This is a genomic window from Actinoallomurus bryophytorum, assembly GCF_006716425.1.
GTDB lineage: Bacteria > Actinomycetota > Actinomycetes > Streptosporangiales > Streptosporangiaceae > Actinoallomurus > Actinoallomurus bryophytorum.
This window is the reverse complement of record NZ_VFOZ01000001.1, coordinates 3846504-3860660: the sequence shown is the minus strand read 5'-3', so window position 1 is coordinate 3860660 and position 14157 is coordinate 3846504. Positions and strand designations below refer to the sequence as shown.

Here is a 14157-nt window from a genome sequence, read left to right as displayed (position 1 = left end):
CCCGGCGACGGCCGCCGGCTAGTTCTCTCGGAACGGAAAGCCCAGGTGCCGCAGAAGCGCCCGGCCCTCGTCGTCGGTCGTCGCGGTGGTCACGATCGTGATGTCCATACCGCGCTGACGGTCGACCTTGTCCGGGTCGATCTCGTGGAACATCACCTGCTCGGTGAGCCCGAACGTGTAGTTGCCGTTGCCGTCGAAGTGCTTGGGCGACAGGCCACGGAAGTCACGGATACGCGGCAGGGCCAGCGAGAGCAGCCGGTCGAGGAACTCCCACATGCGGTCACCGCGGAGGGTCACGTGCGCACCGATCGGCATGCCCTCGCGCAGCTTGAACTGCGCGATCGACTTCTTCGCGTGGGCCACGGCGGGCTTCTGCCCGGTAATGGTGGTCAGGTCGCGTACCGCGCCCTCGATGAGCTTCGAGTCGCGGGCGGCGTCACCGACACCCATGTTGACCTTCACCTTGGTCAACCCGGGAATCTGCATCACGTTGGCGTAGCCGAACTCCTCGCGCATCGCCTTGGCGATCTCGTCGCGGTAGCGCTGCTTGAGGCGAGGCTTCGGAGTTGCCTGTGTGGTCGTGTCCGCAGTCATCAGATGTCCTTACCGGAACGGCGCGAAATACGAACCTTCGCGCCGTCGTCGTCGATGCGGTAACCGACGCGGGTGGGCTTGCCGTCCTCGGCGAGCGCCACCTTGCTGACGTGGATCGCACCTTCCTTGGTGACGATCCCGCCCTCCTTGGCGCCGCGCGGTCCCTGGTTCGTCTCCTTGGTGTGGCGCTTCACCATGTTCACGCCTTCGACGACCACGCGCTCACGCTTGGGGTCGGCGGCGATGACCTTGCCGGTCGCGCCCTTGTCCTTGCCTGCGATGACGATGACGTCATCGCCCTTCTTGATCTTCATCAGAGCACCTCCGGCGCGAGCGAGATGATGCGCATGAACCTCTTGTCGCGCAGCTCCCGGCCGACCGGCCCGAAGATGCGCGTACCGCGCGGGTCTCCGCCGTCCCTGATGAGCACAGCCGCGTTCTCGTCGAAGCGGATGTAGGAGCCGTCGGGACGGCGGCGCTCCTTGCGGGTGCGCACGACGACGGCCTTAACGACATCACCCTTCTTCACGCCTGCTCCGGGAAGGGCGTCCTTCACGGTCGCGACGATGATGTCGCCGATGCCCGCATAGCGCCGACCCGAGCCGCCGAGAACCCGGATGCAAAGGATCTCCTTGGCACCCGTGTTGTCGGCGACCTTGAGTCGCGACTCCTGCTGGATCACGTCAACTCCTGTTTATTCTCGCCGGTTCTCAGTTGAGCCTGGCGGATTCGATCCTCAGTCGCTCGGCGCGACTGCCAACTATTTGGCCTTCTCAAGGATCTCCACGACGCGCCAGCGCTTGGTGGCGGACAGCGGACGGGTCTCCATCAAACGGACCCGGTCGCCGATGCCACAGGCGTTGGACTCATCGTGCGCCTTGTACTTTGTCGTACGGCGAATGATCTTGCCGTACAGCGCGTGCTTGACACGGTCCTCGACGGCGACCACAACGGTCTTGTCCATCTTGTCGCTGACCACCAGACCCTCACGGATCTTGCGGTAGCTCCGCGTCTCGGTGTTCTGGTCACTCATCGGTGGACTCCTCCGCGGGCTCCTCGGTCAGCACGACGATGCCGAGCTCCCGCTCCCGCATCACTGTGTAAATGCGGGCAATCTCCCGCTTCACTTCGCGCAGCCGTCCGTGAGTCTCAAGCTGGCCCGTAGCCGCCTGGAAGCGGAGGTTGAACAGCTCCTCCTTGGCCTCCTTCAGCTTGGTGACCAGCTCCTCCTCGGGCTGAGACCGCAGATCGTCGGCGGTAAGGCTGTTGCTGGCCATCACGCCTCACCCACTTCACGCTTCACGAATTTGCACTTCATCGGGAGCTTGTGCATCGCGCGGCGAAGCGCCTCGCGAGCGAGCTCCTCCGGGACGCCGGCGAGCTCGAACATCACTCGTCCGGGCTTGACGTTCGCGACCCACCACTCCGGCGAGCCCTTACCGGAACCCATGCGGGTCTCGGCGGGCTTCTTGGTCAGCGGACGGTCGGGGTAGATGTTGATCCACACCTTTCCGCCACGCTTGATGTGCCGGGTCATGGCGATACGTGCGGCCTCGATCTGCCGGTTGGTCACGTACGAACCCTCGACGGCCTGGATGCCGAACTCACCGAAGACGACCTTGGTGCCGCCCTTGGCCTTGCCACGCCGCTTCGGGTGGTGCTGCTTGCGGTGCTTGACCCTGCGAGGGATCAGCATTGGTAATTCAGCTCCCCTCACCCGCGCTGGACGGCGCAGCCGCCTCAGTCGCCTGCTGCTGTTCGGCGGGCGCGCTCGCGGGGGCCTGCTGCTGCCGGCCACCGCGGTCGCCGCCACGCTCGCCACCACGGCCGCCACGGCCGCCGCCACGCTCGCCGCCGCCACCACCGCCGCCGCCGCCACGGCGCTGCGGCCGCTCACGGCGACCGCCGCCACCGGCGGCACGCTCCTTGGCGGCCTGCGCCTCGCGCTCGGCGCGGCTCGTCGGCGCCTCACCCTTGTAGATCCAGACCTTCACACCGATCCGGCCGAAGGTCGTACGCGCCTCGTAGAAGCCGTAGTCGATGTCGGCGCGGAGCGTGTGCAGGGGCACCTGGCCCTCGCGGTAGAACTCCGAGCGTGACATCTCGGCGCCGCCGAGGCGGCCGCCGCATTGCACCTTGATGCCCTTGGCGCCGCTCTTCATGGCGCTCTGGATCGCCTTACGCATGGCACGGCGGAACGCGACTCGGCTGGACAGCTGCTCAGCAACGCCCTGCGCGACGAGCTGCGCGTCGATCTCGGGGTTCTTGACCTCGAGGATGTTCAGCTGGACCTGCTTGCCGGTCAGCTTCTCCAGGTCGCCGCGGATGCGGTCGGCCTCGGCACCCCGGCGGCCGATCACGATGCCGGGACGCGCGGTGTGGATGTCGACGCGGACGCGGTCACGGGTGCGCTCGATCTCGACCTTGGAAATGCCCGCGCGGTCCATGCCGCGGGTCAGCATCCGGCGAATCGACACGTCTTCCTTGACGTAGTCCTTGTACAGCTTGTCGGCGTACCACCGGCTCTTGAAGTCGGTGGTGATGCCCAGTCGGAACCCGTGCGGGTTTACCTTCTGCCCCACTAGCGGGTCCTCCTCGTCTGCTTACGGCCGGTGTTCCCGGCGTTCTTGCCGGCGCCGGCCTTGTTGCCCTCGGGCCGTGACTCGACCACGACCGTGATGTGGCTGGTGCGCTTGTTGATGCGGTACGCACGCCCCATCGAACGCGGGCGGTAGCGCTTGAGCGTCGGGCCCTCATCGACCCACGCCCGGCTCACCCAGAGCGTGTCGGCGTCGAGCTTGTCGTTGTGCTCGGCGTTGGCGATGGCGCTCGAGAGCACCTTGTACACCGGCTCGCTCGCAGCCTGGGGGGCGAACCGCAGCACCGCCTGAGCCTCCGCGGCTTGCATACCGCGGATGAGGTCCACCACGCGGCGGGCCTTTCTGGGCGTGACGCGGGCGTACCGCGCCTGGGCCCTGGCTTCCATCGCTGTTTCCTCGCTCTCGATACTTACGGTCAGCCGCGCCGACTGCGGCGGTCGTCCTTGATGTGGCCCTTGAACGTCCGCGTCGGGGCGAACTCTCCAAGCTTGTGGCCGATCATCGCCTCGGTGATGAACACCGGGACGTGCTTGCGGCCGTCGTGCACGGCGATCGTGTGACCGAGCATGTCGGGCACGATCATGGAGCGCCGCGACCACGTCTTGATGACGTTCTTGGTGCCCTTCTCGTTCTGCGTGTCCACCTTCTTGATCAGGTGGTCATCGACGAACGGGCCCTTCTTGAGGCTACGTGGCATCGGACAACTCCTACCGCTTCTTCTTGCTACGACGTCGGACGATGAGCCGGTCGGACGGCTTGTTCGCCTTCCGGGTGCGACCCTCTGGCTGGCCCCACGGGCTGGACGGGTGACGGCCACCTGAGGTCTTGCCCTCACCACCGCCGTGCGGGTGGTCGATCGGGTTCATCGCGACGCCGCGGACGGTCGGGCGCTTGCCCTTCCACCGCATGCGGCCGGCCTTGCCCCAGTTGATGTTGGACTGCTCTGAGTTGCCGACCTCACCTACCGTGGCGCGGCAGCGCAGGTCCACCATCCGCATCTCGCCCGAGGGCATACGCAGCGTGGCGTACTTGCCCTCCTTGGCCAGCAGCTGAGCGCCGGAGCCGGCCGAACGGGCCAGCTTGGCGCCGCCACCGGGCCGAAGCTCGATCGCGTGCACGACCGTACCGGTCGGTATGTTGCGCAGCGGCAGGCAGTTGCCCGGCTTGATGTCGGCGGTCGGACCGTTCTCGACGCGGTCGCCCTGCTTCACACCGGTCGGGCAGAGGATGTAGCGCTTCTCCCCGTCGGCGTAGTGCAGCAGTGCGATCCGCGCGGTGCGGTTCGGGTCGTACTCGATGTGCGCGACCTTGGCCGGCACGCCGTCTTTGTCGGCGCGCCGAAAGTCGATGACCCGGTACGCCCGCTTGTGACCGCCGCCCTGATGCCGGGTGGTGATACGGCCGTGAACGTTACGGCCGCCCTTCTTGGGAAGCGGACGCACCAGCGACTTTTCCGGCTCGGTCCGGGTGACCTCGACAAAGTCGGCCACACTCGAACCGCGGCGACCGGGAGTCGTCGGCTTGTACTTACGGATGCCCATCTTTTTCGTTCATCCCTTGTCTGTCTTCGGACGGTTTACCGATCCGGACCGGCCCTCCGCGATGCTCGGGGTCCGGAGGTCGCGCACCTGCGCTCCCTCACGGGAGCCGTACGCCACGGAGGAGAGGGTCATGAGACCGCGCCTCCGAAGATCTCGATCCGCTCACCCTCGGCCAGGCTCACGATGGCCCGCTTGGTGTCCTTGCGCTTGCCATAACCGAACCGGGTGCGCTTGCGCTTACCCGACCGGTTGAGCGTGTTCACGCCGGTCACCTTGACCCCGAAGACGGACTCAACGGCCTGCCTGATCTGGGTCTTGTTGGCGTCCGGGCGAACCTCGAACGTGTATTTGTTCTCGTCCAGCAGTCCGTAGCTCTTCTCAGAGATGACGGGTGCGATGAGAACGTCGCGCGGGTCGGTGATCCTGCTCACTTGGCCTTCTCCTTCCCACCGACGTGGTCGACGCTGTGTTGACCCAGCGCCTTGGCGAGAAAGGCCCGGTACGACTGCTCGGTGAAGACGATCTCGTCATTACAGAGCACGTCGTACGTGTTGAGCTGGTCGGCCATCAGCACGTGCACCTCGGCGACGTTGCGGATGCTCAGCCAGCTCACGCTGTCCTCACGGTCGAGGACCAACAGGATCTTCTCGGCCTCGCTGATCGAGCGCAGCGCGGTGACCGCGTCCTTGGTCTTGGGCGTGTCGCCCTCGACCAGGGCCGACATCACGTGCACGCGGCCGTGACGAGCCCGGTCCGACAGGGCACCGCGAAGCGCGGCGGCCTTCATCTTCTTGGGCGTCTTCTGCACGTACGAGCGCGGCTGCGGGCCGTGGACGATGCCACCGCCGGCGAACTGCGGGGCGCGCGTCGAACCCTGACGGGCCCGGCCGGTGCCCTTCTGCCGATACGGCTTCTTGCCACCGCCGGAGACCTCGCCGCGGGTCTTGGTCTTGTGCGTGCCCTGCCGCGCCGCGGCGAGCTGCGCCACGACGACCTGGTGGATCAACGGCACGTTGACCTTGGCGTCGAAGATCTCCGGGGCGAGCTCGATCTCGAGCTTGCTGGTCACTTACTTCGCCCCCTTCGCGGCGCTGCGCACCAGGATCAGGCCGCCGTTCGGGCCGGGAACCGCGCCCTTGATCAGGAGCAGTCCCTTGTCGGCGTCGATGGCGTGCACGGTGAGGTTCTGCACGGTCGTCCGCGTGTTGCCGTAGCGGCCGGCCATGCGCAGGCCCTTGAACACGCGACCCGGCGTCGCGCAGCCACCGATCGAACCGGGTGAGCGGTGCTTGCGCTGGGTGCCGTGAGAGGCGCTGAGGCCCTTGAAGCCGTGGCGCTTCATGACACCCGCGGTGCCCTTGCCCTTGCTGCGGCCGGTGACGTCGATCCGCTGCCCGGCCTCGAAGACCTCAACAGTGATCTCCTGGCCGAGCTCGTACTCGGTGGCGTCCTCGGTGCGCAGCTCGACGACGTGACGGCGCGGCGTGACGCCGGCCTTGTCGAAGTGCCCGGTAAGAGGCTTGTTGACCTTGCGGGGGTCGATCTGGCCGTAGCCGAGCTGGACGGCGGAGTAGCCGTCGGTGTCCGGCGTACGCACTCGGGTGACGACGCACGGCCCAGCTTGGACGACGGTTACCGGAACGATCCGGCCCTCATCGTCGAAGACCTGGGTCATACCGAGCTTCTCGCCCAGAACGCCCTTTCTCTGCTTGCTCATCTCTGGATGCCCTTAGAGCTTGATCTCGATGTCGACACCGGCCGGAAGATCGAGCCGCATGAGCGAGTCGACCGTCTTGGGCGTCGGATCGATGATGTCGATCAGGCGCTTGTGCGTACGCATCTCGAAGTGCTCGCGGCTGTCCTTGTACTTGTGCGGCGAGCGGATGACGCAGTACACGTTCTTCTCGGTCGGCAGCGGCACCGGGCCGGCGACCTTGGCGCCAGTGCGCGTCACCGTCTCGACGATCTTTCGCGCCGAAGTGTCGATGACCTCGTGGTCGTAGGCCTTGAGCCGAATGCGGATCTTCTGTCCCGCCATTGTGGCCTCGGTGTCCTTTGCTTCCTAGGTGCCGCTGGATTACACCCCGCGTGAGCCGCTCTCGCGTCTCCCGCGAAGATCCCGTTAAGTCGGGAGTCGTGGTGCGGCGGCCGGGCCCGTTTCCGGGAGCTCCGACCGCCGCGCCGCGGGTACTACTTGATGATCTTGGTCACTCGGCCGGCGCCGACGGTGCGGCCACCCTCGCGGATCGCGAACCGGAGGCTGTCCTCCATCGCGATGGGCTGGATGAGCTCGACACGCATCTCGGTGTTGTCGCCCGGCATGACCATCTCGGTGCCCTCAGGCAGGTGGACGACGCCCGTCACGTCCGTGGTGCGGAAGTAGAACTGCGGGCGGTAGTTGTTGAAGAACGGCGTGTGCCGGCCGCCCTCGTCCTTGGACAGGATGTAGACCTGAGCCTCGAACTCGGTGTGCGGGGTGTTGGTGCCCGGCTTGATGACACACTGACCACGCTCGACGTCCTCGCGCTTGATGCCACGCAGGAGCAGGCCGACGTTGTCGCCCGCCTGGCCCTGGTCGAGCAGCTTGCGGAACATCTCGACACCGGTGACGGTGGTCGTGGTGGCCTTCTCCTGGATGCCGATGATGTCGACGGTCTCGTTGACGTTGACGACACCACGCTCGATGCGGCCGGTGACGACCGTGCCGCGACCGGTGATCGAGAAGACGTCCTCGATCGGCATCAGGAACGGCCTGTCGGTCTCACGAACCGGCTCCGGGACGTTCTCGTCACAGGCGTCCATGAGCTCGACGATCTTCGAGCCCCACTCGGCGTCGCCCTCAAGGGCCTTGAGCGCGGAGACGCGGACCACGGGGACGTCATCGCCCGGGAACTCGTACTCCGACAGCAGCTCGCGGACCTCGAGCTCGACGAGCTCGAGGATCTCCTCGTCGTCGACCATGTCGGCCTTGTTGAGCGCCACGACGATGTACGGGACACCGACCTGGCGGGCCAGGAGCACGTGCTCCTTGGTCTGCGGCATCGGGCCGTCCGTCGCCGCCACGACCAGGATCGCACCGTCCATCTGGGCAGCGCCGGTGATCATGTTCTTGATGTAGTCGGCGTGACCCGGGCAGTCGACGTGGGCGTAGTGACGCTTCTCGGTCTGGTACTCGACGTGAGCGATCGAGATCGTGATACCCCGCTCGCGCTCCTCCGGTGCCTTGTCGATCTCATCGAAGGGCGTGAAGGGGTTCAGGTCAGGGTGCTTGTCGTGGAGCACCTTGGTAATCGCCGCGGTAAGGGTGGTCTTCCCGTGGTCGATGTGCCCAATGGTGCCGATGTTTACGTGCGGCTTCGTCCGCTCGAACTTGGCCTTGGCCACTGGTGTCTCCTTGAATCTCTCTTGACGCCCTGCGACGTACGTATTTCGTGAATGTGGCTGGTTGAGTCACTCGGCTCGGGCGTTATTCGCCGCGCGCCTTGGCGATGATCTCCTGCGCGACGTTCCCTGGGACCTCGGCGTAGGAGTCGAACTGCATCGTGAAAACGGCGCGTCCCTGAGTCTTGCTCCGCAGGTCACCGACGTATCCGAACATCTCGGACAGTGGCACGGTGGACTTGATGACCTTGACTCCGTGACGCTCGCCCATTTCCTGAATCTGGCCACGACGGCCGTTCAGGTCGCCGATGACGTCACCCATGTAGTCCTCAGGAGTGGTGACCTCGACGGCCATCATCGGCTCCAGCAGCGCGGGGTCGGCTCTGCGAGCCGCCTCCTTGAACGCCATGGAACCGGCGATCTTGAAGGCCAGCTCCGAGGAGTCGACGTCATGGTAGGCGCCGTCCTGCAGAGTGACCTTGACTCCGACCAGCGGGTATCCGGCGAGCACGCCGAACTCGGCCGCCTCCTGGCAACCCGCGTCGACCGACGGGATGTACTCCCGCGGGATGCGGCCACCGGTGACCTTGTTCTCGAACTCGTAGCCGTCACTGCCGCCGCCGAGCGGCTCCAGGTCGATGATGACGCGGCCGAACTGGCCCGAGCCACCCGTCTGCTTCTTGTGGGTGTACTCGACCTTCTCCACCTTGCGGCGGATGGTCTCGCGGTAGGCGACCTGCGGCCGGCCGACGTTGGCCTCGACCTTGAACTCCCGCTTCATGCGGTCGACCAGCACCTCGAGGTGCAGCTCGCCCATGCCGGAGATGATGGTCTGGCCGGTCTCCTCGTCGGTCCGCACCTGGAAGGACGGGTCCTCCTCGGCGAGCCGCTGGATCGCGGTGCCCAGCTTCTGCTGGTCGACCTTGGTCTTGGGCTCGATGGCGACGTTGATGACCGGAGCCGGGAAGTTCATCGACTCCAGGATCACCGGGCTCTTCATGTCGGAGAGCGTCTCGCCGGTGGTGGTCTGCTTGAGCCCCATCACCGCGACGATGTCGCCCGCGCCCACGCGCTCGATCTCCTCGCGCTTGTTCGCGTGCATCCGGTAGATCTTGCCGATGCGCTCCCTGCGGTCCTTCACGCTGTTCAGGACCGTGGTGCCGGTCTCCAGCAAGCCCGAGTAGACGCGGATGAAGGTGAGCTTGCCGAGGTGCGGGTCGCTCATGATCTTGAAAGCGAGAGCCGCGAACGGCTCTTCCTCGCTCGGCCTGCGCTCGATGACCTTCTCTTCGTCGCGGTAGTCGTGGCCCTTGATGGACTCGACGTCGAGCGGCGAGGGGAGGTAGTTGACGATCGCGTCGAGCAGCGGCTGCACGCCCTTGTTCTTGAACGCGGTGCCACAGGTGACCGGGGTGAGGTTGCCGGCGATCGTGGCCCGGCGAATGGCCGGGACCAGCTGCTCCACCGTGGGCTCGTTGCCCTCGAGGTACAGCTCCATGATCTCGTCGTCGGCCTCGGCGAGCGTCTCGACCAGCTTGTCGTGCCACTCGCGGGCGGCATCGGCGTGCGTGTCAGGAATGTCGAGAACGTCGTACATCTCGCCCTTGGCCGCCTCGGCGCTCCACACCAGGGCCTTCATGCGGACCAGGTCGATAACGCCCTTGAAGTCGGCCTCGGCACCGATCGGGATCTGCAGCACCAGCGGAGTGGCGTGCAGGCGATCGACGATCATGTCGACGCAGCGGTGGAACTCCGCGCCGACGCGGTCGAGCTTGTTGACGAAGCACATCCGCGGCACGTTGTAACGGTCGGCCTGACGCCACACCGTCTCGGACTGCGGCTCGACCCCGGCGACGCCGTCGAAGACCGCCACGGCACCGTCCAGCACGCGCAGGTTGCGCTCCACCTCGACGGTGAAGTCAACGTGCCCGGGCGTGTCGATGATGTTGATCGTGTGGTCGACGTCGTCGACCGCCCAGTGGACGGTCGTCGCGGCAGACGTGATCGTGATGCCGCGCTCCTGCTCCTGTTCCATCCAGTCCATGGTGGCTGCGCCCTCATGGACTTCACCGATCTTGTAGTTGACACCGGTGTAGTACAGGATCCGCTCGGTTGTGGTGGTCTTGCCCGCGTCGATATGGGCCATGATCCCGATATTCCGGACCTTGGCCAGGTCTACGCCGGTCTGAGTAGCCACTGCTCGCGCCCTCGTCTAGTCTCGTACGTCTTGGTGCTGGGGTTACCAGCGGTAATGAGCGAAGGCCTTGTTGGACTCCGCCATCTTGTGCGTGTCCTCGCGCTTCTTCACACTCGCGCCGAGGCCGTTGCTCGCGTCGAGCAGCTCATTCATCAGCCGCTCGGTCATGGTCTTCTCACGCCGCTGCCGCGCGTAGAGCACGAGCCAGCGGAGCGCGAGGGTGGTGCTGCGCGCCGGGCGAACCTCGACGGGCACCTGGTAGGTGGCGCCACCGACTCGCCGGCTGCGGACCTCAAGGGTCGGCTTGACGTTGTCGAGTGCGCGCTTGAGCGTCACGACGGGGTCGTTGCCACTCTTGTCACGGCACCCCTCGAGGGCGTCGTACACGATGCTCTGAGCGATCGACCGCTTGCCGTCGAGCAGGACCTTGTTGACCAGCGAAGTGACCAACGGCGAGTTGTACACCGGGTCAGCGATCAGCTGGCGCTTACCTGCGGGGCCCTTGCGAGGCATCTCAGCTCTTCTCCTTCTTCGCGCCGTAGCGGCTCCGGGCCTGCTTCCGGTTCCGGACACCCTGGGTGTCCAGTGACCCCCGGATGATCTTGTACCGAACACCCGGAAGGTCCTTCACACGGCCGCCACGCACGAGCACGATCGAGTGCTCCTGCAGGTTGTGTCCAACGCCCGGGATGTAGGCCGTGACCTCTATCCCGCTCGTCAGGCGGACACGGGCGACCTTGCGCAGCGCGGAGTTCGGCTTCTTAGGCGTCGTCGTGTAGACGCGCGTGCAGACGCCGCGGCGCTGCGGGCTTCCCTTGAGCGCCGGCGTCTTGTTCTTGGTCACCTTGTCCTGGCGGCCCTTGCGGACCAGCTGCTGGATCGTGGGCACCGCGTCTCCGTCTTCCTCGTACCAAGCCGTTGAGTCATTGCTGGGGTCTGCCGCGCTCTCGCGCGGCCAGCCGGTCACGACCATCCTGCGGCCATGACCTGCCGTTTTGCTTCTGTCTCCGACCCCCGTGGTCGGGCGTGTCGCGCACGCCCTCCTGCACTCAGCCGAGAAAGGCCAGGTGAACTCAGGGAGTCGAATCCGCGCCGCACGCTGACTTCAGGCCGGTCACCGCGTCGACTTCACGACGGTAAGGCACCGAGATCGGTGTGCACGCACGTTGAACCCGCGAACCGCGGGCACGAAGGGAGAGACTACCCAACACCCGCGCATGGGTCAAAACAAGGCTCTACCACATCGGCGTGGCGTGGCGAGTCTTCCTCTACAACGACACAATGCCGACGGTTTGTTCCGTCGGCATTGTGTCGTAGTTCGCTCCCGGTTGGAAGCAGAGACGCGCCGCCCTCTCAGAGGGCCACGAACAGGATGATGAACAGGATGATCAGGACGACCACGCCGCCGCCGAGGGCGATCCAGAGCTTCTGCTTCGACTCGCCGCCGGTGGCCGGGGCCGCCGACTGCCCGTAGCCGGGATAGCCGGCCTGGCCCGCTTGCTCCTGGCCGTAGGGCTGCTGCTGACCGTAGGGCGCGGCCTGCTGGCCGTACCCCTGCTGCTGTCCGTAGCCCTGCTGACCGTAACCCTGGCCGTAACCCGGCTGCTGCTGACCGTAGCCCTGGGGCTGGCCCTCTTGCGGCTGCCCCTGCTGTGGCTGCTGTCCCTGCTGCTCGCCGTAGGGCTGCTGGCCGTACGACTGCTGGCCGTAGCCCTGCTGCTGCCCGTAGCCCTGCTGACCGTAACCCTGGCCGTAACCCGGCTGACCGTAACCCTGCGGGGCCTGGCCCGGCTGGGCCTGCTGGCCCGGCTGCTCGCCGTAGGGCTGCTGCTGCCCGGGGTCCTGTCCCTGACCCGGCTGGCCTGGCTGACCCGGCTGGCCGTACTGCGGGAAGCCCTGCTCACCGCCCGGCGACGCCCAGGACGGCTGACCCGGCTGACCCGGCTCGCTCCCCGGCTGCGGGGCGTACGGCGACGGCTCACCACCGGACGGGGGCACCGCGTACGGCGCCGACGCGTCATAGGGCGAGGCCGGCTCGTACGAGGCCGCCGGCTCGTACGGTGACGAAGGCTCGTACGGCGAGGGAGGCGACGCCGGCTCGCCCGGCGAGGTGTAACCGAAGGCGGTGGCGGACCTGTCCTCACCGCCCGGGGCGGTGCCGGAGTCCGCGTCGCCGTGCACGGGCACGTCCTCGCCGAACCGTCCTGCGCTCTCCGACGGCGATCCGCCCTCGGGGGGCGGCACCAGCAACGTGCGCTCGGCGCCACTCCGGTCGCCCTGGTCGTCCTGTGAGGTCTCGTCCTGCGGCGGGCCGAAGCCCGGCACGACGTCCTCGACGGGCGCGGCACCGTACGCCGGAACGTCGCCGGACGGCACGGCGTAGTCACCGGTGGCCGGTCCCGGCGGCATCGGGGTGTCGAGCATGGTCGCGTGCGAGTCGTCGCCCTCACCCGGCCGGGAGCCGAACGAGGACGGCGGCTGCTGCTCACCCGTGTCGTAGCCCGTGCCCGGGAACGCCGTGGTCGCGGACATGCCCGGGTGGCCTGCCGGCGAGGGATCGCCCGAGGGCGCACCCGGTGCGGACTCCGGCGGCGGCACGACCGAGGTGCGCTCGGCCGCGTCGTCCTCGCCGGAGGGCGGCTCACCGTAGGCGGGCGCTCCCGGCTGTCCGTAGCCCGGCTGCCCGCCGTACTGCGGAGGGGCGTATCCGGGCTGGCCGTAGCCCCCCTGGTCGCCGTAGGGCTGCTGGGGGTAGCCGGGCTGCTGACCATAGGGCTGCTGGCCGTACGAGGGCGGCTGCTCGCCGTAGGGCTGCTGGCCGTAGGGCGGGGGCCCTCCCTGCTGACCCTGCCCGTAGGCGTCCTGTCCGTAGGCGGGAGAACCGGCCGGCGGCTCCTGAGGCTGCCCGTACGGCTGCTGCTGACCATAGGGCGGCGGAGGCTGGTCGTAGGGCTGCTCGCCCGGCTGCCCGTAGGACGGCTGCCCGTACGGCTGCTGCTGGCCGTAGGGAGGCTGCTGCTGCTCGTTCGGCTGCTGACCGTAAGGCTGTTGCTGCTGGTCGTAGGGCTGCTGTCCGTAGGGTTGCTGGCCATAGGGCTGCTGGCCATAGGGCTGCTGTCCGTACGGCTGCTGGGAGTACGGCGGCGGGCCGCCGGGCTGGCCACCGTAGGGCGGCTGGCCGTACGCGGGAGGGGCCTGCTCACCGGGGGCGCCGGGAGCACCCGGCGCGCCGTACGGCGGCGGTGCGCTCGGCGGGGGGTACCCGCCCGGCTGCCCGTACGCCGGCGGCTCCGCGGAGGGAGTCTCCTCGCCACTCGCGACGGGGGTGCCGAGCTCATCGGACTCGGCGGGCTTGCCGGGCCGGCGGTGCGCACCGAAGACCACGGTGCGGCCCGACTCGAGGACCTCCGGCGGAACGTCCGCGGCCGGGGACGGTGTCTCCGGCTCCTGCGCCGCGCCCTGGCCGGTCTGCGCCCCGCCCGTGTCGCTGTCGGAGGCGTCTGATGTGGGGGACGGTTCGGACGAACCTTGCTCATCAGGCAACGGCCAGTGCGATCCCTGGGGGCCGTTCTGCTCGGTCATCGTCGGGCTCCTTCAGCGCCGATGCCGCCGGCGGCCAGCCGCCGGCAGTGCATAACTTCACTCGAAGGCGCATGGCGCATAAGGGGACCTCCGAGTCTGTCATCGACCACATCCGGCAGTAATCTCCGCCGGTATACCCTTCGCCCCAGCCTGCCGTGGTGACCGGCCTTACTGCAAATCACGTGCTGATGTGGGGTTCTTCGGACAAGGCCAGAGGCCGCTCCCGAACTGCTCGGAAGCGGCCTCTGGACTTGGGTTTCGT

The 14157-nt window shown here is 67.3% G+C and carries 19 protein-coding genes; all 19 read right to left on the bottom strand.

Annotated elements, in window-relative coordinates:
* Positions 1–18: 18 nt before the first annotated feature.
* The 19 genes from rplE to FB559_RS43950 all read right to left on the bottom strand — a co-directional run bounded on the left by rplE (position 19) and on the right by FB559_RS43950 (position 13895).
* The gene (gene rplE / locus FB559_RS18270; protein ID WP_141956742.1) at positions 19–594 is read right to left on the bottom strand and encodes a 50S ribosomal protein L5; all 576 of its coding nucleotides are present in this window, start codon (positions 592–594) and stop codon (positions 19–21) included.
* Positions 594–908, bottom strand: coding sequence for a 50S ribosomal protein L24 (gene rplX / locus FB559_RS18265; protein WP_141956741.1), 315 nt, complete (start codon positions 906–908; stop codon positions 594–596). The genes rplE and rplX overlap by 1 nt, the downstream gene beginning before the upstream one ends.
* Positions 908–1276, bottom strand: coding sequence for a 50S ribosomal protein L14 (gene rplN, locus FB559_RS18260; RefSeq protein WP_141956740.1), 369 nt, complete (start codon positions 1274–1276; stop codon positions 908–910). The genes rplX and rplN overlap by 1 nt, the downstream gene beginning before the upstream one ends.
* A 78-nt stretch (positions 1277–1354) precedes the next feature.
* Positions 1355–1627: a 30S ribosomal protein S17 gene (gene rpsQ / locus FB559_RS18255; protein ID WP_141956739.1), complete on the bottom strand. Its 273-nt coding sequence runs from the start codon at positions 1625–1627 to the stop codon at positions 1355–1357.
* Positions 1620–1871 (bottom strand): 50S ribosomal protein L29, encoded by a 252-nt coding sequence (gene rpmC, locus FB559_RS18250; RefSeq protein ID WP_141956738.1) that lies wholly within the window; start codon positions 1869–1871, stop codon positions 1620–1622. The genes rpsQ and rpmC overlap by 8 nt, the downstream gene beginning before the upstream one ends.
* On the bottom strand, positions 1871–2290 hold the full coding sequence (gene rplP, locus FB559_RS18245; protein WP_141956737.1) for a 50S ribosomal protein L16: 420 nt from the start codon (positions 2288–2290) through the stop codon (positions 1871–1873). The genes rpmC and rplP overlap by 1 nt, the downstream gene beginning before the upstream one ends.
* 7 nt (positions 2291–2297) lie before the next feature.
* Positions 2298–3176: a 30S ribosomal protein S3 gene (rpsC, locus tag FB559_RS18240; protein ID WP_141956736.1), complete on the bottom strand. Its 879-nt coding sequence runs from the start codon at positions 3174–3176 to the stop codon at positions 2298–2300.
* Positions 3176–3580 carry a 50S ribosomal protein L22 gene (gene rplV, locus FB559_RS18235; RefSeq protein WP_141956735.1) on the bottom strand — a complete coding sequence of 135 codons (405 nt, stop codon included), beginning with the start codon at positions 3578–3580 and terminating at the stop codon, positions 3176–3178. Before rplV ends, rpsC begins: the two co-directional genes overlap by 1 nt.
* Positions 3581–3609: 29 nt before the next feature.
* Complete coding sequence (gene rpsS, locus FB559_RS18230) at positions 3610–3891, bottom strand: 30S ribosomal protein S19 (RefSeq protein WP_141956734.1); 282 nt, start codon at positions 3889–3891, stop codon at positions 3610–3612.
* A 10-nt stretch (positions 3892–3901) separates the two neighbouring features.
* Positions 3902–4735 carry a 50S ribosomal protein L2 gene (gene rplB / locus FB559_RS18225; protein ID WP_141956733.1) on the bottom strand — a complete coding sequence of 278 codons (834 nt, stop codon included), beginning with the start codon at positions 4733–4735 and terminating at the stop codon, positions 3902–3904.
* Between the two features lie 128 nt (positions 4736–4863).
* The gene (gene rplW / locus FB559_RS18220) at positions 4864–5166 is read right to left on the bottom strand and encodes a 50S ribosomal protein L23 (protein WP_141956732.1); all 303 of its coding nucleotides are present in this window, start codon (positions 5164–5166) and stop codon (positions 4864–4866) included.
* Positions 5163–5804: a 50S ribosomal protein L4 gene (gene rplD, locus FB559_RS18215; protein WP_141956731.1), complete on the bottom strand. Its 642-nt coding sequence runs from the start codon at positions 5802–5804 to the stop codon at positions 5163–5165. Before rplD ends, rplW begins: the two co-directional genes overlap by 4 nt.
* Entirely contained in the window at positions 5805–6452 is a 648-nt protein-coding gene (gene rplC, locus FB559_RS18210) for a 50S ribosomal protein L3 (RefSeq protein WP_141956730.1), read from the bottom strand.
* Positions 6453–6464: 12 nt separating this feature from the next.
* Positions 6465–6773, bottom strand: coding sequence for a 30S ribosomal protein S10 (gene rpsJ / locus FB559_RS18205; protein ID WP_141956729.1), 309 nt, complete (start codon positions 6771–6773; stop codon positions 6465–6467).
* Between the two features lie 152 nt (positions 6774–6925).
* Positions 6926–8119, bottom strand: a complete 1194-nt coding sequence (gene tuf / locus FB559_RS18200; RefSeq protein ID WP_141956728.1) for an elongation factor Tu — start codon at positions 8117–8119, stop codon at positions 6926–6928.
* A gap of 82 nt (positions 8120–8201) precedes the next feature.
* The gene (gene fusA / locus FB559_RS18195; protein WP_425455070.1) at positions 8202–10262 is read right to left on the bottom strand and encodes an elongation factor G; all 2061 of its coding nucleotides are present in this window, start codon (positions 10260–10262) and stop codon (positions 8202–8204) included.
* 93 nt (positions 10263–10355) lie between these two features.
* Positions 10356–10826 carry a 30S ribosomal protein S7 gene (rpsG, locus tag FB559_RS18190; RefSeq protein WP_141956726.1) on the bottom strand — a complete coding sequence of 157 codons (471 nt, stop codon included), beginning with the start codon at positions 10824–10826 and terminating at the stop codon, positions 10356–10358.
* A 1-nt stretch (position 10827) separates the two neighbouring features.
* Positions 10828–11202: a 30S ribosomal protein S12 gene (gene rpsL / locus FB559_RS18185; protein WP_019632621.1), complete on the bottom strand. Its 375-nt coding sequence runs from the start codon at positions 11200–11202 to the stop codon at positions 10828–10830.
* 464 nt (positions 11203–11666) lie between these two features.
* Positions 11667–13895 (bottom strand): hypothetical protein, encoded by a 2229-nt coding sequence (locus FB559_RS43950; RefSeq protein ID WP_185792281.1) that lies wholly within the window; start codon positions 13893–13895, stop codon positions 11667–11669.
* Between the last annotated feature and the right edge of the window lie 262 nt (positions 13896–14157).

Excerpts from the sequence above, each read along its gene's own strand:
- rpmC (WP_141956738.1), bottom strand. The coding sequence starts at position 1,871 with ATGGCCAGCAACAGCCTTACCGCCGACGATCTGCGGTCTCAGCCCGAG.
- rplX (WP_141956741.1), bottom strand. The coding sequence starts at position 908 with ATGAAGATCAAGAAGGGCGATGACGTCATCGTCATCGCAGGCAAGGAC.
- rplP (WP_141956737.1), bottom strand. The coding sequence starts at position 2,290 with ATGCTGATCCCTCGCAGGGTCAAGCACCGCAAGCAGCACCACCCGAAG.
- FB559_RS43950 (WP_185792281.1), bottom strand. The coding sequence starts at position 13,895 with ATGACCGAGCAGAACGGCCCCCAGGGATCGCACTGGCCGTTGCCTGAT.
- rpsS (WP_141956734.1), bottom strand. The coding sequence starts at position 3,891 with ATGCCACGTAGCCTCAAGAAGGGCCCGTTCGTCGATGACCACCTGATC.
- rplC (WP_141956730.1), bottom strand. The coding sequence starts at position 6,452 with ATGAGCAAGCAGAGAAAGGGCGTTCTGGGCGAGAAGCTCGGTATGACC.
- rplV (WP_141956735.1), bottom strand. The coding sequence starts at position 3,580 with ATGGAAGCCAGGGCCCAGGCGCGGTACGCCCGCGTCACGCCCAGAAAG.
- fusA (WP_425455070.1), bottom strand. The coding sequence starts at position 10,262 with ATGGCCCATATCGACGCGGGCAAGACCACCACAACCGAGCGGATCCTG.
- rpsG (WP_141956726.1), bottom strand. The coding sequence starts at position 10,826 with ATGCCTCGCAAGGGCCCCGCAGGTAAGCGCCAGCTGATCGCTGACCCG.
- rplB (WP_141956733.1), bottom strand. The coding sequence starts at position 4,735 with ATGGGCATCCGTAAGTACAAGCCGACGACTCCCGGTCGCCGCGGTTCG.
- rpsJ (WP_141956729.1), bottom strand. The coding sequence starts at position 6,773 with ATGGCGGGACAGAAGATCCGCATTCGGCTCAAGGCCTACGACCACGAG.
- rplE (WP_141956742.1), bottom strand. The coding sequence starts at position 594 with ATGACTGCGGACACGACCACACAGGCAACTCCGAAGCCTCGCCTCAAG.
- rpsQ (WP_141956739.1), bottom strand. The coding sequence starts at position 1,627 with ATGAGTGACCAGAACACCGAGACGCGGAGCTACCGCAAGATCCGTGAG.